Below are 21,454 nucleotides of genomic sequence, written 5' to 3' on the forward strand. Positions count from 1 at the left end.
TTAATTTAATAATCCAGACGCCCTGCCAATACTGGATGCTCCGAACCTGTTTTTGAGATAATCCATGGTCTGATACAATGATATCAATTCCTCTGTATCCTCGAAAAGATCCATCTGATGCAGTCCATGAACCAGACCTGTAAACCTGACACCTATCAATCGGATTCTCATTCTTCGGGTATATACTTTTTTGAAAAGTTCCAATACATACTTGAGTAAAGTATGATCTGCCGAAGTATAAGGTATACTGCACTGCTTGGTCTCTGTATCAAAATTTGCATACCTGATTTTGATGGAAACCGTTGAGGCCAACCATTTTTCTTGTCTTAGCTGATAACAGAGCTTTTCTACCATTCCCGACAACACACTTCTGATATTCTGAATATCGATGGTGTCCTGAGAAAATGTATTCTCTGTGGATATTGATTTCCTTTCAGAATAGGGAACGACAGGGGTTTCATCGATTCCATGCGCTTTTTTCCAAAGGGTCGTGCCGTTCTTTCCGACCAACTCCTGCAATACATCGACCGGCATTTCAGAGAGGGTCTCTATAGTCTTTACTCCTAACCGTGAGAAAAGCTGAAAGGTCTCAGGTCCGATCATCGGAATCTTTTTTATCGATAGAGGATTCAGGAAGTTTTGAATATTGTCCTCCTTTACCTCAAACCTGCCAATAGGTTTGGATTCTCCGGTACCAATTTTAGAAACCGTTTTGTTGGTAGATAATGCAAAACTTATCGGCAGGCCTGTGTTCTTTGTAACCGCATCCGCAATTTCGTTTGTCCATTGGTAGCACCCAAAGAATTTATCCATTCCGGAAAGATCCAGATAAAATTCGTCAATACTGGCTTTTTCCAACACGGGTACTCTTTCCTGAATGACCTCTGTCACCAGATGAGACATATTGGAATAATATTCCATATCTCCTTTGATCACTCTGGCTTCCGGGCACAGTCGCAAAGCCATCTTAATGGGCATTGCCGAACGAACACCAAATTCTCTTGCCTCATACGAGCATGACGCCACAACGCCACGGTCGCCACCTCCAATGATGACCGGCATTTTCTCTAATATTGAGTTCTTTAGCCGTTCACAGGAGACAAAGAACGTGTCCATATCCATATGCGCAATTGCTCTTTCCATATTGCAAACTTAGTCACGTTTTTAAACAAAATGTGTATATTTGTTGTCATAAATTATGACAATGTCAATTTTTGCAGATAACATCGTGTTTTTAAGAGGTAAGAATAATCTAACGCAGCAGAAGCTGGCGGATGAACTCATTCTTACCAGATCGAGATATGTTTCTTATGAGTATGAAAAGGCAGAACCGCCAATTGATGTGTTGATAAGAATCTCCAAATATTACAATATCAGCATTGATCTTTTAGTTACTGTTGACATTAGAAAATATCCAATTGATGATATTTTGAATTTGCCCAATAATCGGGTAGTCCTGCCTATTGTTGTGGATAAGGATGGTAATAATTACATTGAGATCGTTCCACAAAAAGCTTCAATGGGTTATTTGAAAGGCTTCAATGATCCTGGGTATATTGAAAAACTTATGAGAATTCTTCTGCCATTTTTAAAAAATGGAAAATACAGAGGCTTTCTGGCAGATGGCGATTCAATGCCACCTTTTGCCGATCAATCGATAATCATCGGAGAATATGTTGAAAAACTGGATGACCTCAAACCTGATAAGGATTATGTTTTTGTGACTAGGGAAGGTATCACTTATAAGACATTTTTAAAGAGAAATAAAAAATCAATTACGGTAGCAGCTGATAATTTATTTTATGAACCTTATGACATTGCATTAGGGGATATAGTTGAAATATGGAGTTATGTAATGGGAATTTTACCTAAAGACTATAAACCTTTAATGCCGGATTATGCCAATTTAAAAATGATGATTGGGGATTTGAAGACCACGATTCTAAACCTGGAAAATAAGGTTTCTGGTTTTTAAACATAGTCTGTTAATTATTTAGAGCATCCTTTGTGTAGATTTTGTCTTGTAATGAATTGTCTTTCATACTTTGAATTATTGAATACTTTGAAATATAATTGTACATCTTATTTTTTAGACATACATTTATATGGTAAGGAGGATTGTGCAAAAAGAGAGTTCAGTTTTGTCTAAAAACCCAATGTATTAGTTGAATTTTGTATTTAATATTCAGGTAATATAATTTTAGAAATTTAAATTTTACTCCTAAATTTCATCATCCATATTTTCGAAAATTTATTATCGTTTTGATGTTCCTTACAATACCAGACAATTTCCAATTAAGTAAAATAATTTTTTAATACATACACAATGCAACAAGGACAGGTAAAATTTTTTAACGTAGAAAAAGGATATGGTTTCATTGCTCCGTCTACGGGTGGTAATGACGTTTTCGTAAATACTTCAGGTTTGATAGATGATATTCGTGAAAACGATCGAGTAACATACGAGTTATATCAAAGTAACAGAGGTGTTTATGCGATCAATGTTAAATTGGCGTAATCTTGATTAAAAGCCGTCATAATAAATATACACTTTCATTCATATACATCATCTAACTGAGCAACGAGATGAATTTCCAAGCAATTATGCTCAATAGCGCCGGTTTGCAACCATTTTTTGAAGTTAAAATCTTGGATTAGATCTTTTCCATATGATTAGCGAATTCGACAGCTCGATCCATAGCATTCCACCAAATTTGAGGAGAAAAATTAATTCCATTCATAAATATAGTTTTGGATTATTAGTTTGTGTTGCGAATAGATTATGGTTTCTGTAAATTAAAGAGGTTCAATTTTCAGTATCTCACTATCTACAATCCTAGTCCTAGTTTCATTATAAATTTGTTTTACAGTTATCCTAATTTTATCATTCTTAGGAGTAGGAAAATTCATTAAATCTGAAATATTTTTAAAATCAAAGGCTTTACAAAGTAATGTTATATGACGAGTAGAATATTTATGTCTCTGGGTTAATGACTCCACATTACTAACAAAACTTTTGGCCAAACCCATTTTTAGGCTAAGCTGATCTTTGCTTAGTTTTTTTGCTTTGCGAATGTTTCTGACGTGATTAATAAAATCCAAATCGAATTGTGTTGTATCGAAATAAGTAATTTGTTCCATATATTTTTAAAAAAATAACCCAATATGTTGGGTATTAAATAAATATTTATTATTTTTGCTTTAGCGAATAAATCATTAACCTTCAACAAGGTAAAATGAACGATGTATCTCGAATCAAAAAGACCAATTTTCCATCGAGAACCTCGTGAAATCGCTCCATGTCTAAAAGTTTCTTACTTTTGTATACGGCATGCGAGCGGTTCTCACGTATACTTTAGGTGGAAACTTTAATCTTCGGTTTAAAGTGGGTTGGTCGCCCTGATTCTAGAGTGTGAGACCGCCGCATGCTATTTTTGCGTATAATTCTCATATCTAAAAGCATCGTTCCATATATAAAATAATATTTATGAGGACGACATTTTCAACCATTCTTCTTATTTGCCCACCGGAGTAGTCCGCCAGCATAACAGAAAAAAATTACAGCTTTATGCCATATTTACCTACAAAATCAGGAATTGGCTAACTGACTTATTATCGACACACTCCGAAATTCCTTTAAAAGTAAAAGGAAAGCCAGATTACGCTTTAAACTCGCACTTTAAAAGTACTCGCTTTCTTTTAATATTCCAAATTATTTTTCAGCACGAGGGGAATTTAATACTGAAGTTAAAAAGTTCAGCGTCTACGTGATTCAGACTTTTATAGCTGTTTTTAGATTTCAATAAAATGTTTTCTCATTTAGAAATGACACTTACATTGAGTTTACAACTCATTGCGGCTTTACAGCTTACACAGGACACAATTTTATTCATATTATTTCAAGATGTGCTGGCAGGATTTTTTGCTATGTCCTTACTGAAGCTTCATCCTAAGCATCATCAAATAAAAACGCTAAAAACATATTCAAGAAACAGAAAGTGTAATGTAACCAAAGAAAAACAAAAAGCCCTTTCCACAAAAGTTGACCGCTAGCGTAGGAAAGAGCAAAGTCTAACGAATTAAACCTATTCAAAAGTATGAAAAAAAACTTTTGCAGCCTAAGTCATATCCAATTGGCTTTTGGCTTCACCTTGCTCGTTTCCGGCGTAGCAATAGGGCAGATGCGCACCATTACAGGCAGTGTCACAGAAAATAGCCAGCCAGTCAAAGGCGTTTCTGTATTCCAGGAGGGTAGTAATGAAGTGGCTGTGACCAATGCATTAGGCGTTTACCGTGTTCAGGTATCGGGAGAAAACCCTGTAATAATTTACCGCCATCCGGACTATCCCGAACGAAAAATCACTTTAGGCAGCAGAATAACCGTCAATATCTCATTAGGTAAAGAAAAAGAAATTGAGGAAGTTGTTCTCAATGCAGGTTATTATAAGGTCAAAAATAAGGAAAGAACAGGAAGCATTGCCAAGATCTCAGCCAAAGACATCGAAAATCAACCTGTCACCAATGTCCTTGCTTCAGCGCAGGGTAGGATGAGCGGGGTTTCGATCACTCAGAATTCGGGAACACCTGGAGGGGGATTTGATATTCAGATCAGGGGTAAGAACAGTATCCGTCGGGAAGGGAATGAACCGCTATATATTATTGATGGTGTTCCTCAAGCTTCTGAAACGCCTTCATTGTATTCCAACAGGATCCTTCCTTGGTCATCGATCAATCCTTTGAATACGATCAATCCAAATGATATCGAAAGCTTTGAGATTCTTAAAGATGCAGATGCTACGGCTATCTATGGAAGCCGTGGAGCCAACGGGGTCATCATTGTGACCACTAAAAGAGGGAAGAAGGGAAGGTCCGAACTGAAACTGAACACTTCCTATTCTTTAAGCAGGATCACAAGACCGATGGAGCTGATGAATACGGAACAGTATATCAGCATGAGAAAACAGGGATTTCAGAATGATAATGTGCCATATCCTGCAACGATGTATGATATCAACGGAACCTGGGACCAGTCGAGGTATACCGATTGGCAGAAAGAACTGATCGGCGGAACAGCTGATGCTTATGCCGTTCAGTTGTCTTTGAGCGGAGGTTCTGAGACCACCTCCTACAATATAAGCTATGGTCATAATGAACAGTCAACGGTTCTTCCTGCCGATTTCAGGTACAGGACGGATAACGTCAATGCCAATTTTTCTTATTTTACGCCTGACAGGAGACTGGAGTTCAATTTTGTCAACACGTTCTCCTTTCAGAAGAACAATGTTCAGAACGATGACCTGACCCTGAAAAGCATCACCTTAAGTCCGAATGCACCTGCACTGTACAATACGTCCGGAAATATCAACTGGGAGAACGGCACCTTTACGAATCCTGCAGCCTCATTCCTCAGTGAGTATATCAATAAGACCGCATTTTTTAACAATGGGCTGAACGTCTCCTACAAGCTTTTTCCATTTCTGTCGGTCAAGATGAATGCCGGGATCAGCTATCAGAATTTCGAGGAAAGATCACTGAAGCCCCACACCATCAATAACCCCGCATTGGGTCAGACGAGCCTGAACTCGACCTCATCAAAGAATAATCAGGTGAACTTTTCCTACATACTTGAACCGCAAGTTGTCGGAACGTATCAGTTCGGGAACCATCAGTTTGAGGCCTTGGTAGGGACTACTCTTCAAAAGACGCAATCTGATCAGGGTGCGATAACGGGAAGGGGATTTGAAAGCAATGCACTGATCGACAATATTGGCGCTGCCAGTGTAAAGACCATCTCTGATCAGGTACGCAGTGAGTACAATTATACCGCAGTATTTGCCCGATTTAATTATCAGCTTAAAAAAAGGTATATCCTGAACCTTACAGGAAGACGGGATGGTTCAAGCCGTTTCGGTCCCAACAACCGCTTCGGGAATTTCGGGGCAGTAGGAGGGGCGTGGCTGTTCTCGGAAGAGAATTTCCTGAGAGATTCCAAATGGCTGACCTTAGGTAAGATCAGGGGAAGTATAGGAACGACAGGAAATGACAAGATAGGGGATTACCAATACCTCAACACCTATATCATTTCTTCCAATATCTATAACGGACAGACCGGGCTTAATCCTGCACGATTGTACAATCCCAATTTCAGCTGGGAGAAGACGGTGAAAAAGGAAGTGGCATTGGAACTGGGATTCTGGAAAGACCGTTTTAACTTCTCAGGAGCGTATTATGAAAATACTTCATCTAATCAGCTGGTGGGTATTCCACTTCCTGCAACTACGGGGTTTTCCTCGATACAGTCCAATCTTCCTGCAAAGATCAGGAATACGGGATGGGAATTTGACACGTCGATTCAGGTACTCAAAAATGGAAAGTTCAGATATGATACGTCATTCAATCTGAGTATTCCTCGAAACACGCTGGTAGAGTTTCCGAACCTCGAAGGTTCGACCTACTCCAATCAATATGTTATTGGCTATCCGACGACTATTGCGAGAGTGTACCAGTATGAGGGAATCGATCCTGCAACAGGATTATATAAGTTCAAGGATTTCAACGGTGATGGAAAGATCAATTCTCCAGATGACAACAAGGCAGTGGAAAAACTTGGCGTCCGGATGTTTGGCGGATGGTCAAGCCAGTTCAGGTTCGGTCAATGGTCAGCTTCCTTCCTGTGGCAGTTCGTTAAACAGAGGAACTGGAATTACAACCGCCAGATGCTGATGCCGGGAACACTCAGCAACCAGCCTGTCGAGGTTCTGGATGCATGGTCGCCCTCGAATCCGGAAGGAACCTATATGCAATACTCAGCGGGCTATAATCCTCAGAAACTTTCACTGCATGGTTTCTTTCAGAATTCTACCGCTGCGGTAAGTGATGCCTCTTACATCAGGCTGAAAAATGTACAGGTCAATTACCGGATACCGGTAGATAGAATGGGGATCAAGGAAGCGATGGTCTATTTTCAGGGACAAAACCTTCTGACCATCACCAACTATTTCGGAATGGACCCGGAATTTTATCTGGTAGGTTATCTGCCGCCTTTGAAGACGTATTCTTTGGGATTTCAGGTGACGTTCTGATGTGAAACTGAATTCCTTTGATATGCAAATAAAAACTATACTCTTAATATTTAAAGAAAATGAAAAATATAATTAATCAAATGATGTATCTGCTCGTGATGCTCGCCGCTCTACTCAGTACGATTGCCTGCGAGAAGTTTGTGGAAACTGATTTCCCGAATAACCAACTGGCCACTGAAATGATCTTTGAAGACGAAAAAACGGCAGATGCCGCCCTGGCAGGTTTGTATTCAGGTCTGTGGACCGGCTCTGTGATCAGCGGTACATCAGACGGTTCAGGTGCTCTGCTGGGAACCTATTCCGATGATATTACCTGTGTCTTTACCAGCGCAGGGAATGCGATCCTGGATATTTACAACAACCAGCCCCTTGCAACGAATTCTACAGTCAGTCTGGTCTGGACAAATGCCTATCAGCAAATCTATATGGCGAATAGTATTATCGAAGGCGTGGAAAGATCAAAGAGCCTTTCTGAATCGGCAAAGGACAGGATCAAAGGGGAAGCTCTGATGATCCGTTCTCTGATTTATTTTTACCTGTACCAGATCTATGGAGAAATTCCTTATACCGATACTACAGACTATGTGTACAACAGTACACTGAACAGAATGCCAAAGGATCAGTTTCTGATAAAGCTTGAAACAGATATGTCTGAGGCGGTAAACCTGCTGCCGACAGAATATCGTAATGCGGAGCGGATCTATATAAATAAGGGGGTCGGATATCTGGTGCTGGCCAAGATGAAGATGCTGATCGGTAATTGGCAGGAAGCGGAAGTACTATGTCAGGCAGTCATTCAGAATGCGGACTATGTTTTTCAAAATGACCTGTCCAAAGTTTTTCAGAAAACAGGAAAGCATATCATCTGGCAATTGAAGCCTAAGAATAACACAGACCCAACCAATGAAGCATTGCTCTACAATTTTGTTTCAGCACCAACATCTTTTGTCCTTAACCCTGATCTTATCAATTCTTTTTCTATGGGTGATCTCCGCAGACAACAATATTTTGTAGCAGTGGTATTCGGTTCCCAGACGAATTATAAGCAGACCAAGTACAAGGTGACTACAACGACCAATAGTACTGAATACTCCGTCATTTACAGGTTGGAGGATGTTTATCTGATGCTTGCAGAATCTCTTATGAAACAAAACAAGACCGCTCAGGCAGTACCGTTCATTAATTACACCAGACAGAGGGCAGGACTGACTGCATTAACTACTTCGATTTCACAGTCTCAGGCGATGGAGGAGATAAAGAATGAGAGAAGAAAAGAGTTTTTTGCAGAACACGGCAACAGGTTTTTAGATCTGAAAAGATGGGGACAGCTGGATCAGCTCAAACCTGTAAAGGTCAATTGGAAAGCAACCAACCAATTCTTTCCGTTGCCACAGAAAGAAATGCTTTTGAACATGAATCTAACGCCACAGAATGATGGATATTAGTAAGAGAGATAAAAGTGTAAGTATTTTAAGATTTAACAAGAGGTTTTCAGAAATTTGGAATGTAGAAGGACAGGAGTTCAAATCCTTTGGATATGTAATGAAGTACAGTTTATATGCTTTGCTTATGACTATGTTCGTCAGTCTGACTACCGGAAAACTATCTGCTCAAAACTATGAACATCTTGCAAAGTTGGTAAGGGAAACTGAGGAAATTCGTTTCCCTGAATCTTCTGATAATGGCAAATGGCTGGCCTGGTATTCTGTTTTGGGCGATGGTTCCAAAAATCTGAAACTGCAGAGTATATTGAATCAAGATATTCTGTTGGAAAGGAAAAATATCAATTTAATGATGTTTGTTGGGAATCATCTGGCAATCCAATTCGGAGAAATGCTGGAATACCTCGATCCTGAAACAGGGAAATCCCAGTCTTTGAAGAATGTCAGCAAATTTCTATATGATGATAAGACTAATGCCTTGATCGTATTGTACACAGAAAAGGAAGGCCGTTTGTTAGAAGTTTTTGATACCGATCTGAATCTCCGGCAAACTATTGCTGATGTTCAGTATGTATATGCAAAAAATGATCAAACGGTCGTCAGAAGAAAGATGGGTGATCTGAATGAAGTTCTGTTACTGAAAAAGGGACTTTTTGTAAATGTCTTTTCAACAACGGAAGACCTGAAAAATGTAGTTCCGTCAGGAACTAAGGAAAATGGTCTTGTGGTTCATAGCCTTAACGATGGTAAATCTAAGATCTACTACATTGCTCCGGACAAAAAGCAATATGTAATGGACATCAGTAAGTACAATGATTATGATCAGATGACGCTCAGTCCGTCACGTTCCGATCACCAGATCGTTATCAAACTAGAGAAAAAGTTAAAAGCCAAAAAAGAAATGGTGGATGTTTGGTATGGAACAGATTTCGACCTTGCGACGCATAATGCCTCCATACTTAAAGCTATTCAGATTGACTGGAACCCATTCACTGCAAAAACCAATTTGATGACCCGTTCCGGTTATTTTGGGGAAACTGCAATAGGTAATGACCTGTATCTGATAAATCAGGTCGACAAAAATCAGGTGGATAAGATGGATAAGGCAGGAGGACAAGGTTTTGATCAACTTTTTTTGTGGAATGCCGCTACGGATGAGTACTCTCTTATCTCCGTTTTGCAGAAAGAAATGGTGATCTCTCCGACCGGTGAGTACCTCCTTATTCAAAAGGAGAATAACTGGCAACTCTATAATACAATAAAACTCCAAATAGTGGACGTAGATGTTTCTCGGGAAATGATGCCTTATTTTACTTCAGACAACGATGTCCTTTGGGTCGGGGGCAATACGATTGCTGAGCAGAATCTCTTTAACAGAAAGGTCAGGGAACTATTTAAGGGAGAAAACTCAATGATCGAACTGATCGATTTTAAACGTGTCTATACTGATATTGGAAATAAAAGAGACTTCAGGACAGCGGATCTAAAGAAACCTTTGGTTGTCAAGATCACGAATCTGAGTGATCAAAATGTATCCTATGCCTATTTGAAAAATAAGAAACTCCATTCAGTTTTATCTTCTACTCCTGATCAGATCACTGAATTTAAGCAGTTGGGTCAACGGGAACATTATTATTGGATCGCTGAAAATTATAATAAGCGTCCGACATTAATTGTAAGGGATGGAAAAGAAAATCCTAGAAAACTTTATGTGTCAAATAGCGGTGATCAAAAGTTTGAGCAAACTGAGATGATCAGGATTTCTTATAAGGGTTCGGATGGTGAGAAGATCAGCGGTGCGTTGTATATGCCGCTGAACTTTGACCGCACTAAAAAATATCCTGTTGTGATGCATATCTATGAGAAACAGGACTATCTCACCAAAAGGTTTTTGAGACCATCTTTTGCAAATCCGACAGGTTACAATATTCCGCTGTTGATAGAGGAGGGGTTTGCTGTTTTGCTTGCCGACATCTCACAATCTGATAAAGGTGCCGGAATATCTGCTTTGGAGAGTATCAATAATGCTTTGGATGAACTGCAAAAAATAAAATATGTTGATATGAATAGAATTGGTTTGATGGGACAGTCATTCGGAGGATATGAAACCAATTTTATAGCCACCCATTCCGATCGTTTTGCAGCCTATGTTTCAGGAGCGGCTGTTTCTGATGTGATCCGCACCTATTACGCCTATAATTATAACTTTAATGCACCCGATTATTATAGATATGAAGGACGGCAGTACTGGTTTAAATCAACAGTTGCTGAAGATCCTGAAAAATATATCAGGAACAATCCGATCATGTATGCTCAGAATGTCACCGCACCAATGCTCTTATGGACTGGGACAGACGATGGCAATGTCAGCCCTGATGGTACAAAATCGATGTTTATCGCTTTGAGGAAATATAAAAAACCTGTGATTGCATTATTCTATGATAAAGAGGGTCATGCGATGAAAAAGCAAGAAACACAAAGAGACCTGACCGTCAAGATTTTAGACTGGTTTAATTATCATTTAAAGGACTATAAAGATATTTCTTGGATACATAAATACATAAAGGGTGCTTAATAGCACCCTTCTTTTAAAAATTAATTGATGAAGGCGTTAAGGAATTCTGAAGAGTTCCGTTTCGCATCCTGTTTGATAAAGGTCGTGAACACCGGAAGCATCACTGACTGTACATACAAATCCTGTATTGTCTGTCGTACATTGCTGCTCCGTCAAAACACACATTGCTGATGGGTTTTCCGAATCGATTTTCCAACCAGGAATTTCTGCTTTAGCAGATTTGGATGCTACATTGGTAGCATACGCACTACCGGCTCCAATAAATAGGATAGCCAATGGCAATACGATTTGTCTCATTTTTTTCATGATGTTAAAATTTGTTGTTGGTGCCTACTCTTTGTTCAGGTTTTCGGCTTCCCCTGAAATGAAATGTTGAATGATGTTTTGCGCAAAACGATATCTGATTATTTCATTTTCAATAATTACATACAGTTGGTCTTTATTTACCGCAAATTGTATTCGCTGCTCTTCGGATCTGTTCGTTATATTTATGCTTCCAAGATATTTTTGTTCTTGTGTAGAATAGAGATCAATTATGATGGCTCTTTTACCCTTTTCCTTCTCAAGTTTTCCCTTGCGGTCCGATCGAACAAAGAGCACTCCCTTGTAAGCAAATGATCCTTCATTGACGATGAGCGGATTGTTCAGTTTTCGGCTTCCATCAGATAAGACGGATAATCCCAGATGCGGTGTTTTGACCGTGTCAATGGTCTTGTAGACATTCTTTGACTTCAGATTGTAGTCTGTAACGACAAACTGATTCTTGTAATGATAGACATAGACCACCTTTCCTGTAAAAGCATCGTAATTTAACTGCCCGTCAGGTTCAAAAAATCCTTCACTTTTTTTCTCAAGCAAATCGGGTCTTAGCTTTATTGAATCCTTATGACCTTTGGCAATAATCCCCAAAGTCTGTATCTGTTTGAGACGGTGAAAAGCACCGATTACAAAATGATCTGAATCAAGGCTTTTTATTTTTCTGAAATAGGTCTTTCCAACATTTTGTTCCGCTAGCTCATTCTTTCCGGTTTGTCCTGCAAAAACGATAGGTATTGTTCCGTCATACAGATATGTTATACTGTCAGCGACTTCCAATATCGGCGATCTGAAATTGATGTCTGTTCGGTCCAATCGTAAATTCTGCTGTTTCAATGAAGACAAATCGGTGATTTTTGTAATCGAAAAAGGTGCGGTATAATTGCCCAAATATAAAGTATCACCGTAGAAGCCTGCAATATAATACGAATTCAGTTTCAAATCATAAGTACCATCTTTCAGAATGGGATGCTGCAAAAATCTCCTTTGGAAACCATTGTCCCTCTTTAAAATATTTTCTGACTGCTTGTACAGAAAAAACATTCCTGCCGAGCATAGAAAAGCTGTCACTACAAGGATTAAGCTCATCTTTGCTCTGTTGATCATCTGATGGTCTGCAGAAAAAATTATAGAAAAGACAGCAATCAATATACATATCAGATTGAAAATTAAATGCGTGTTCCAATCCATCTTTTCAAGAATGCCACCACACGAACATGGAACAAATTCACTATAGTTAAGAATCAAATAAATATAGACAGTAAACAAAACCATCAAAATGTAGGATCCATATAAACCGATATACCTTGTTCTTTCAGAGATCAAAAGGAAACAAACCAAAAGCTCAAGGATCAAAATTCCGTATGTAATAAAAACTGCATAGGCACTCAGGAGAGGTGATTGTGCAATTTGGATCTGAAAATTTTTAAAATCCATTATCTTACTGATGCTGGCGTAACAAAACAGCAGTATGAAAAAATAGCTTGTGAATTCTACAAATCTTGTTTTGATGGTTTTCATAATCTTAATATTTATCCTTTTCTGACTAATATCCATTTGACATTTTTCCCACAGTAGGTGGGCAGTACTTCGCCTTTTGAAAGGTAAACTACGGTGCTTATCCTTCCTTCAACCTCCCATTCTCCACTTTCCGTACATCTCTTTCCGGTGCTTAAGGTTACTTTGTGATTTTCCATTTTTGAAACTGTATCAGTTAAGCAGAAATCATCCTTATCAGATTGTGTCCTGCGCCATCCTCCAGTGCTGCTTATCTTTTTTCGGTTCATCATCATCACCTGTATCCATATTGTCAGAATCTTTTTCTTCTGCAATGCCATTTTGAATCCTTGCAGATTCTTTATTGCTTTGAACTTTCATATTTTGTTGTTTCTGTTCTGTTGTATTTAAATCAGACTCAGATCTTTCACAAGACTGCATAAAGAATGCAGCTGTCAGACTTAAAAGTGAGATATACTTTTTCATTTTTTAGTAATGGTTTTAAAAGTTATCCCGGCCGGTTGTTGATAGTGATTAGAATTCTGATGTCGAAATTAGAAGGGTTAGGGAACTAAAAAAAACTATTGTTGCATCAATTGATACATTAAATGTCACTATTGATCAATTCTACCAACAAAATTGATTTATATGTTATTGATAATCAGTTAATTGAACTTAGTGTAGAGTTTGAACAAGCGTTTAATTGTGTCTTTTTTATTAAATTTGAATATATCTTATCATAATGTATTATTGTAATAGAATTTTACCACTATTGTTCACTTTTTTTGTGTTTATGACACAAGGTAAAGAGATACAACAACAATCTTACAAGGAGATTTCCCGATTGATCGATTCCTACTCAGAGAATGACGAAAGAGCAATGGTTTTTGTCAAAATGTACATTGACAAAGCAAAAAATGACCATAACCTTAAAAAACTTATCCGAGGTTACGAAGAAGCCATCTATTACAGCAAAGAAACCAGCAGAAAATTATCCTACGCTGACAGTGCCATTGTCACCGCTGTAAAATCAAACGACCAGGATCAGATCGCAAGAGCCTACGCAGGAAAAGGAATTATTTATTACTATAATCTAAGACAATACAAAAAAGCTTTAGAAGAATATCTGATAGCGTTTAAATATTCAAAAAATTCAAAAGATGGGTACCTTAAGAATAAGATCATTTATCATTTGGGAATGATCAAAAGCTATTTGGGATACTATAAATATGCAGCTGTACATTTTGAAGAGGCAGCTGATTTTTTTGAAAAAAATGCCAAAGAGAGTTTAGATCGGAACATCAGGTACAATAATGAATCAGGATATTTTAACAGTATTTATCGCTTAAGCACGTGTTATAAAAATCTAAAATTATATCATAAGGAAGACTCCCTCATTAACATTGGGCTGGAAAGACTTCATAACAACAGCGAGCTTGTCATTGAGTTTGGGTACTTCCAGAAAGGAAGAGGAGTGCAGTTACTTAGAAAGGGAAAAGCAGATGAAGCATTGAAGCACTTTAAAGTGTCTCAAGATATTCTGAGCAGCAATCAGGATTACGCTTCCTTGACGAGCGTTTATTTTTATATAGGGAAACTATATAGATCAAAGGGAAATAGAGCTGAATCGTTAAACTATTTTAATAAAGTTGATTCGCTGGTCAATAAATTTTGGTTTATTACCCCTGAGATCAGATCAAGTTACCTGTATCTGATCGATGATGCTGAAAAAAATGGGAATTCTGACCGGAAGATGTATTACGCGGACCAGTTGTTAAAGGCCGACTCTATTATTAATGCTGACTTTGTAATGCTCACGGACAAAATTTATAGCGAGTATGATACGGACAATTTAATAGAAGAGAAGAAGCAGATGATCAGAGGTCATCAAGTTATTTTATATTCTTCCATTGGTGCGGGACTGGTAATATTGTTTTTTTTAATTTGGAGGTTCAGGAAAAGAGAAAAGGAATTGAATGCCAGGTATCAGGAAGTGCTGGAAAAATTAAATACCTCAAAAGAAACCATTAGTTTCGACGTCATACCACCCGCTTCATCTGATGAAAACAGTTTAGAATTATACAGTTCAGAAATTATCGAGGAAATCAAAACAAATCTAAAGATTTTTGAAGACGAAAAACAATTTCTTCAGCAGAATTTAACACTTGACATTGTTGCCAAAATGATAGGAAGCAACCGCACGCATTTATCGTATGTACTCAATGTACACTTTGATGTAACATTTCCAACATACCTTAAAGCTTTAAGGATAAGATATATCACCAATTTACTCGTAGAGGAAACTATATATCTTAGTTATAAAATTGAAACACTCGCCAAAATATGTGGGATGGCGAACAGGCAGATCTTCTCAGCACACTTTCTCGAAATCAACAGTATCAGGCCTAGAGATTTTATCAGAATGAGACAGGAAGAATTAAAGAAGACCTGATTTTTTTATTTTTTAGCCCGATTTTTACGTTAACAATAAATTGAAAAACGTATGAACGGACAAAATTTTAAGAAAAAAGTTGATCAACTTTGGAAAGATCTTACAACGGCAGTGGATCAAATCAACAGAAGTGAGAATGATATTGTGATTCGGGCAGAAGAAATTCTGATGGAAACAGATGCTGCTATAAGACAATTGAAAGACCTATTGCGCCAATATCAGTTTCCGGACTGGAGTAACGAAATATATTTCTTTAAAAATACCAAACCACAGTTCGTAGCAGTATATATCTACTATTCCAAAGTGTTAGCCATAGAAGCCTCAAAACCCTACGCTGATTCGCAGGCGTTAAGATCGTATTATGAAAACGAGAGATCCAATCTTTTATATTTCTATAATGAGCAAAGGGAATTTATCAGTTATTACCGTCGTAAATCGACATACCTGGACAAAAAATATTTCGTTCGGTTCAAATTTGATTTTAAGTTGAAGCTCAGTCCGGAATTGTACAGTTATGATGAGGGATTTTCCACCTCCCACGACCATATTGTGTCTCAAATAATGGCAAATGATCTTTTAGAACAATATTTAACAAATAAAATTGATTCAAAAGACGATAAAGAAAACTCTATTGACCATATTAAGAATCTGGAATGGACAGCCCCGAAAGTTGCCCTTATTGAGCTGTTGTATGCACTTCATCAAATGAAGTGTTTTAATGGAGGTCATTCAGATCTGGCGGAAATTTTCCGCTGGGCAGAAAATTCACTAAATATTGGTTTAGGGAATTATCATAAAACATTCAGCGAAATACGGTTAAGAAAAACGGATAGAACAAAATTTTTGTCATTGCTTCAGCATAATTTTAATCAGTATTTGGATGACTTAGACCTATAGGAGAACAATTAGTTTCTACACATAATTCTCCAATTTCAAATAAGACCATCTTCTATTTTCACCTATTAAAACTTATAACACCTTAAGCTGCCTTAATCTTGATGTACTGTCAATTAAGAGTCCTTATCGTTTATAATTCCAACAATTGGCCTATGAAATACTATTTCATAGGAATTGTAATTGTAAATCTTTCGGTAGTATCGATAAGCTACCGAAAGATCTTCTGTGTGATTTATTCATAGAGCAACTTTACACACACCATTATCAAAGAGATTTCCACTTATACGATAGTTGAAAGTATTTCAAGCTAATTTGAATTCGATCAAGATAATTCTTAAAAAAATCGGTAAATAAAGATCCTTAGTGGGAAGAAATGAAAAATTGATATAAATATTGAATGATAATCCAAACAAGATGTTGCTTATCACAATGCATTGGATGTTTTTTTTCCAATTTAATAAAAACTGAGTTTAATCATCAGTAACCATTGATCTAAAACTCTGTATTCAAAGGATGTACAAGAGAATCTTTCGGTAGTACCGAGAAACTACCGAAAGATATTAAGCGTGATTTTGAAATTTTGTCGAACAAAATAATTGACAAATGGCAATATCTATTATCACCAAAGAAGACCTTCAGCAATTCAAAATTGAACTATTGGAAGGCATTGAAATATTACTCAAGGGTAAGACGACAGAGCAAAAATTATGGCTTCGGAGTTCTGAGGTCAAGAAGCTTCTTAACATATCTTCAGGAACCTTACAAAATCTGAGGATCAACGGAACATTATCGTACAGCAAGATAGGGGGCTCCCTGTATTACAATTATAAAGACATCCAAAAATTACTCTCGGATGTTAAACATTAATTTTTAATACGGAATTATGAAGAATAATAGAAATATCATCGTTTTTTTTGAGCGTGTTATTGAAGATGATCGATTGTATCCCTCTCATATCAGTATGTATGTTTCACTTTTCCAGTTCTGGAGTTTGAACCGGTTTCAGAATTCTTTTCGGATCAGCCGGGAAGATGTGATGAAGTTAAGTAAGATCAGGTCAATCGCAACTTACCATAAGTGCATCAGAGAACTTTGTCGCGCAGGATTTATACGGTACTCGCCAAGTTACAATTCATACAAAGGAAGCTTGATCGAGATCGTTGATTTTGACATTGAAAAAGAATGCGAAAAAAAAATATCTCACAGTCAAAAATTCTTATCACAAGATGATATTCGGTTTTTAGTTCCGGTGTTTAATGAAGTTGAGTTATATTTTACTGAACGGGATCTCCCATCTGCAGAAGCAGATCGTTTTTTCTCTTTTTATCGATCTAAAAACTGGAAATTGAGTAACGAGAAACCAATGAAATGCTGGCAGGCTGCTGCAAGGAATTGGATCTCTGAATTGAAAAAATGTATAAAATAAGAACAAATGAAGAATATAGATCCCAAAACTCCGATATGGCGACTAACTGTTGAAGAATTTTTGGAGGTTTCCAAAAAAATTAATTCGGAAAAAAAATATGAATTTGGATTGAAAGGTCTTGCAAAAATGCTGGGATGTTCTATTTCGAAAGCCTCGGAAATAAAATCTTCAGGACTGTTGGATGATGCCATCATTCAAAACGGAAACATTATCATCATTGATAAGGAAAAGGCATTATCGCTTTTTGCACAAAAATAAAGATGCATTACCTTGAATTAATGCGGCGGTTTTGGGATTTTAACCAAAAAACATCAATTGGACCAACGGGAATTTCAATGTACTTATACCTGCTGAAAATTGGTTCTGACAATGACTCTTGTGATTTTCAAATTTCTGATGTTGTCATAAGCATAGAATTAGGAGTGACTAGAAAAACGGTAAAATCCACTAAAGAAAAACTCCGGAATTTAGGATTAATTAAATACCAAACAACAAGCGGACTTGCGAGTAAGTACAGGTTAATAGGAGATTATCCTTTACAAATTCCTAACCCTGAAATGGTGAGTAAAAAAGAAATTGGAAAGGAAGAATTTATTCAACAAACAGAAGAATACGGAGTTTCATTACTTACAGAAGTACCCTTTCATACTTTTTCTGAAAACATCAATGATCAAGAAATTGAAAATCATTTATCGCACACAAAACAATCCTTACAACCACAACCAACAACTCAAAAAGGGAACGATGAAAATATTCCTTCTTTGGAAGAATTTATGACGTATGCAGAAACATTAAAAATTTACGAGCCTGAGTTAGATTCTGAAATACAATCGAAATATGAAAATTGGAAAAACAATGGCTGGAAAAATAGTTCTGATAGACCCATTACCAATTGGAAATCTTCATTGAAAAGTACGTTACCTTTTATGAAGAGTCAAATAGAAAGTCATCAACTTTCACTTCAATCCATTCCGGATATAAAACGTCCAAAATCCCAAAACAGTAACCTTTGAAAGCTAGGCAAATGTCCTGGATAAAAATCCACTGGAAAAAATTAGATTATGACACTATCAGATTTAAAACCCGGTCAAAAAGTAACCATCAACGGAATGCTTGCCGAATACAAAGGAATTCAAAAAGTGAAGATCCCAAATTTCGGAAAAGTCGAGAAAAGGGTCTTTCAAGGGGAAGGAATTAATATTTACAAATATTACAGTATTGCGGACGGTACTAAAACGCTCGAAAGCGAGATAATCAAGTTGATATAAAATTACAAATCGATTTTAATCAATTTAGAATATAAGGAAGGAAAATAAAGACTGAAATTTTAAACCAAATTGAAGCATTATTATGGCTGTACCGGAAAAGGATTTACGGTTGATCCGCAAGAATTTTGAAAGTAATAATGAAGTAAATCCTGAGAGAATTCGGTTGGGAAACCATTTCGTGGACGATTTTATTTTCGAAGGTCACGAGGCTGCGGATATTCCCATCAATGCTCTTAGGGTGATATTTAATATTGTTTCTACCATCAGTAATGAGCAATTTCGTCCGGAAGACCGACCTAAACAACTCTCCTTGTTTGATGAGGAGTTTGAAACTGAGAACAATATTTTCGCTTCCTTAAAAATCAGGAACAGCAAAATTTCACCAAGCGGTTCTACTAAGCAAGTGATAGATGCTTACGAATTTCTTACGAAGTTCAAAATGAGCTGGTACAAATCCACTAATTCCAAAGGCAAGGAAATCAAAACTTTTGGTGGACTAATTTCTATACCTAGTTATGACCAGAGAGGTTACACCACGTTTTTAATCAGCAGTTATTGGCTTAAAAAACTAATGGTTATTCCGGAATATAATTACGTTTTGTACAATTTGGTGTACAATATCAGGAACAATAAGCATATTATTTTCGCTATCTGGCTTGCAAAGCTGCCTGAAAACGGAGCCTTTTTAAAACTCTCAACATTGAACAAGAAATTTGGATTGAAGTATAAAACTTCCAAGGATTTTTGTTTCAAATTTTTAAAACCTGCAAGAATCAGTTTGAATACATTCAATACGCTTTCCTTCAATTACAAGTACAGAGGAGATTCAATCTTTATTATTCCTTATTTAACCAAAACCATTTTGAACAACAATTTATCTCAAAACAAAAGAGAACAATTGGAATCAAGCGAAGCTTATCTGAACCATACGGAAAAAATAGCCCAAAGATTAAGTTACATCAGGAAAAGATATGGTCTGCACGAAAATGAAATGCTCCAGTTTTCCCATCAATACAGAAACGTTCCACAAACCAGAGTTTTGATAGAAAAGGCATTCAAAGAATTTATCCGAACGGCTCGATTGAAAGAAATTAAATCTACGGAATTTCAAGGAAAATTATTTCTGAATGAAATTCAGGAACATCTCATACAAATTTATCGGCGTACAAAAATGGGAGAATTATTACCAAATGGTTACCCGATAATTATTTGAATTCGGAATTGCGGTCACCCGGAATTCGGAATTGCGGTCACTGAGGTTAAGAAAGTGTTAAAGTGCCAAAATTTTTGAGTGATATTTCGGAATTGCGCTCACTCCGAAATTCAAAACCCACTAAAAATATGGATAACCATAAAAAAATGTGGATAACTACGAGTATTGTATTAAAAATGAATGAAAATAGAAAGTTGAATTCGGAATTGCACTCACCCTAAAACAGTTGTCTTTTCGGAATTACGGTCACTCTATTTTCGGAATTGCACTCACCAGAATTCGGAATTGCGCTCACCCTAAAAGCGGCTCAAAACCTTTGTCATAAGAGGATACAAAGCCTCATTAAAAGTATATTAAAAGTAATTAAAAAGTTTTTTTTTATTAAAAAGGAAAATGTGGATAAAAAATTTGCTTTAAAAAAGAAAAAAAATGAATTGCGAAGAAGTAAAAGAAAAAGTGAATATAAGAACAGTTTTGGAATCGTTCAGCCTTTTTCCTGTTAAAGAGAATCGGAAAACTGCATTGTACTTTGCGCTTGACAGGGAAGAAAAAATCCCGAGTTTTTCGGTTGATTTCGTTAAAAATAAAGCATTTGATTTCGGAACCGGGAAAAGTTATGATGTGATTTCAATCGTTCAGCAAATGAATCGATGTTCAGTTTCTGATGCTTTGAAGTATCTTGAAAAATTTGACTTCTCAGTTCAAAATCATATTCGGATTGAAGATACTGTCCAAGTAAAAAATTATCAAATCATAAAAGTAAATGAAATTAAGCACCCTGCTTTAATTCAATACTTAAAATCCCGAAAAGTTTGCGAACAAAAAGATTTGGTAAAAGAAATTGAGTATATGTTGAATGGTAAGAAATATTTTGGAATCGGATTTTTTAATAATTCAGGAGGAGTTGAAATCCGAAGTAAATATTCAAAAATCTGTTTGGGCAAAAAAGATGTCACTTTGATAAAAAATGATTTGAATACTTCCAATGAAATTGTAGTTTTTGAAGGTTTTTTTGATTATCTGACTTTTAAAAATTTGGAAAGTGCAGAAAGTTCAATTTCAGATTGTTTGATTCTCAATTCTACGGCGATGCTTTTCAAAGTTGAAGAATCGTTGAAAGAATATGATAGAATTTCACTTTTCTTGGACAATGACCCAAATGGAAATGCAACTAGAGAAACTATTCAAAAAAAGTATAAAAATGTAGAAGATTGTTCTTTGGTGTACAAGGATTTTATAGATTTGAATGAATGGTTTTGTATGAATACTACGGAAAATAAATTTTAA

20 protein-coding genes are annotated in these 21,454 nt (G+C 36.7%); 15 read left to right on the top strand and 5 right to left on the bottom strand.

Features of this window, described 5'->3' with window-relative positions; genetic code table 11:
- On the bottom strand, positions 1-1,143 hold the full coding sequence (gene dinB / locus OPU68_RS08075; protein ID WP_498473509.1) for a DNA polymerase IV: 1,143 nt from the start codon (positions 1,141-1,143) through the stop codon (positions 1-3).
- Positions 1,144-1,204: 61 nt separating this feature from the next.
- Here dinB and OPU68_RS08080 point away from each other — a divergent pair, with 61 nt between their 5' ends.
- A complete protein-coding gene (locus OPU68_RS08080) occupies positions 1,205-1,975 on the top strand; it encodes an XRE family transcriptional regulator (protein WP_498473510.1) in 771 nt (256 codons plus the stop codon).
- A 351-nt stretch (positions 1,976-2,326) separates the two neighbouring features.
- A complete protein-coding gene (locus OPU68_RS08085; protein ID WP_498473511.1) occupies positions 2,327-2,518 on the top strand; it encodes a cold-shock protein in 192 nt (63 codons plus the stop codon).
- Between the two features lie 278 nt (positions 2,519-2,796).
- Here OPU68_RS08085 and OPU68_RS08090 read toward each other — a convergent pair whose 3' ends face one another.
- Entirely contained in the window at positions 2,797-3,141 is a 345-nt protein-coding gene (locus OPU68_RS08090) for a helix-turn-helix domain-containing protein (RefSeq protein WP_498473512.1), read from the bottom strand.
- Positions 3,142-3,807: 666 nt separating this feature from the next.
- Here OPU68_RS08090 and OPU68_RS08095 point away from each other — a divergent pair.
- Genes OPU68_RS08095 through OPU68_RS08110 form a run of 4 tightly spaced genes read left to right on the top strand, consistent with a single transcriptional unit; the run spans position 3,808 to position 11,099 of the window.
- On the top strand, positions 3,808-4,053 hold the full coding sequence (locus tag OPU68_RS08095; RefSeq protein WP_498473513.1) for a hypothetical protein: 246 nt from the start codon (positions 3,808-3,810) through the stop codon (positions 4,051-4,053).
- A 44-nt stretch (positions 4,054-4,097) separates the two neighbouring features.
- Complete coding sequence (locus OPU68_RS08100) at positions 4,098-7,082, top strand: SusC/RagA family TonB-linked outer membrane protein (protein WP_498473514.1); 2,985 nt, start codon at positions 4,098-4,100, stop codon at positions 7,080-7,082.
- 59 nt (positions 7,083-7,141) lie between these two features.
- Positions 7,142-8,527, top strand: coding sequence for a RagB/SusD family nutrient uptake outer membrane protein (locus OPU68_RS08105; RefSeq protein WP_498473515.1), 1,386 nt, complete (start codon positions 7,142-7,144; stop codon positions 8,525-8,527).
- Positions 8,514-11,099 (top strand): alpha/beta hydrolase family protein, encoded by a 2,586-nt coding sequence (locus tag OPU68_RS08110; protein ID WP_498473516.1) that lies wholly within the window; start codon positions 8,514-8,516, stop codon positions 11,097-11,099. Before OPU68_RS08105 ends, OPU68_RS08110 begins: the two co-directional genes overlap by 14 nt.
- 36 nt (positions 11,100-11,135) lie before the next feature.
- On the opposite strand, the gene OPU68_RS08115 is transcribed toward OPU68_RS08110, so the two are convergent.
- From OPU68_RS08115 to OPU68_RS08125, 3 genes are all read right to left on the bottom strand, one after another.
- Positions 11,136-11,405, bottom strand: coding sequence for a DUF6520 family protein (locus OPU68_RS08115; protein ID WP_130868008.1), 270 nt, complete (start codon positions 11,403-11,405; stop codon positions 11,136-11,138).
- A 24-nt stretch (positions 11,406-11,429) separates the two neighbouring features.
- On the bottom strand, positions 11,430-12,935 hold the full coding sequence (locus OPU68_RS08120) for a MauE/DoxX family redox-associated membrane protein (RefSeq protein ID WP_498473517.1): 1,506 nt from the start codon (positions 12,933-12,935) through the stop codon (positions 11,430-11,432).
- A 213-nt stretch (positions 12,936-13,148) separates the two neighbouring features.
- Positions 13,149-13,397, bottom strand: coding sequence for a hypothetical protein (locus tag OPU68_RS08125; protein WP_130868010.1), 249 nt, complete (start codon positions 13,395-13,397; stop codon positions 13,149-13,151).
- A 307-nt stretch (positions 13,398-13,704) separates the two neighbouring features.
- Here OPU68_RS08125 and OPU68_RS08130 point away from each other — a divergent pair, with 307 nt between their 5' ends.
- The 9 genes from OPU68_RS08130 (at position 13,705) to OPU68_RS08170 (ending at position 21,454) form a co-directional block, all read left to right on the top strand.
- A complete protein-coding gene (locus tag OPU68_RS08130) occupies positions 13,705-15,363 on the top strand; it encodes a hypothetical protein (RefSeq protein WP_498473518.1) in 1,659 nt (552 codons plus the stop codon).
- Between the two features lie 51 nt (positions 15,364-15,414).
- Positions 15,415-16,260 (top strand): RteC domain-containing protein, encoded by an 846-nt coding sequence (locus OPU68_RS08135; protein WP_498473519.1) that lies wholly within the window; start codon positions 15,415-15,417, stop codon positions 16,258-16,260.
- Between the two features lie 603 nt (positions 16,261-16,863).
- On the top strand, positions 16,864-17,127 hold the full coding sequence (locus OPU68_RS08140; RefSeq protein WP_066439470.1) for a helix-turn-helix domain-containing protein: 264 nt from the start codon (positions 16,864-16,866) through the stop codon (positions 17,125-17,127).
- Positions 17,128-17,143: 16 nt separating this feature from the next.
- Positions 17,144-17,686: a hypothetical protein gene (locus tag OPU68_RS08145; protein WP_498473520.1), complete on the top strand. Its 543-nt coding sequence runs from the start codon at positions 17,144-17,146 to the stop codon at positions 17,684-17,686.
- Between the two features lie 6 nt (positions 17,687-17,692).
- Positions 17,693-17,944, top strand: coding sequence for a DUF3853 family protein (locus OPU68_RS08150; protein WP_498473521.1), 252 nt, complete (start codon positions 17,693-17,695; stop codon positions 17,942-17,944).
- Positions 17,945-17,946: 2 nt separating this feature from the next.
- Positions 17,947-18,699, top strand: coding sequence for a hypothetical protein (locus OPU68_RS08155; protein ID WP_498473522.1), 753 nt, complete (start codon positions 17,947-17,949; stop codon positions 18,697-18,699).
- A gap of 48 nt (positions 18,700-18,747) precedes the next feature.
- Positions 18,748-18,954, top strand: coding sequence for a hypothetical protein (locus tag OPU68_RS08160; RefSeq protein WP_498473523.1), 207 nt, complete (start codon positions 18,748-18,750; stop codon positions 18,952-18,954).
- Between the two features lie 82 nt (positions 18,955-19,036).
- Positions 19,037-20,167 carry a hypothetical protein gene (locus tag OPU68_RS08165; protein WP_498473524.1) on the top strand — a complete coding sequence of 377 codons (1,131 nt, stop codon included), beginning with the start codon at positions 19,037-19,039 and terminating at the stop codon, positions 20,165-20,167.
- A 429-nt stretch (positions 20,168-20,596) separates the two neighbouring features.
- Positions 20,597-21,454 carry a DUF8464 domain-containing protein gene (locus OPU68_RS08170; RefSeq protein WP_498473525.1) on the top strand — a complete coding sequence of 286 codons (858 nt, stop codon included), beginning with the start codon at positions 20,597-20,599 and terminating at the stop codon, positions 21,452-21,454.

Source organism: Chryseobacterium sp. TB1-D10 (assembly GCF_059803555.1).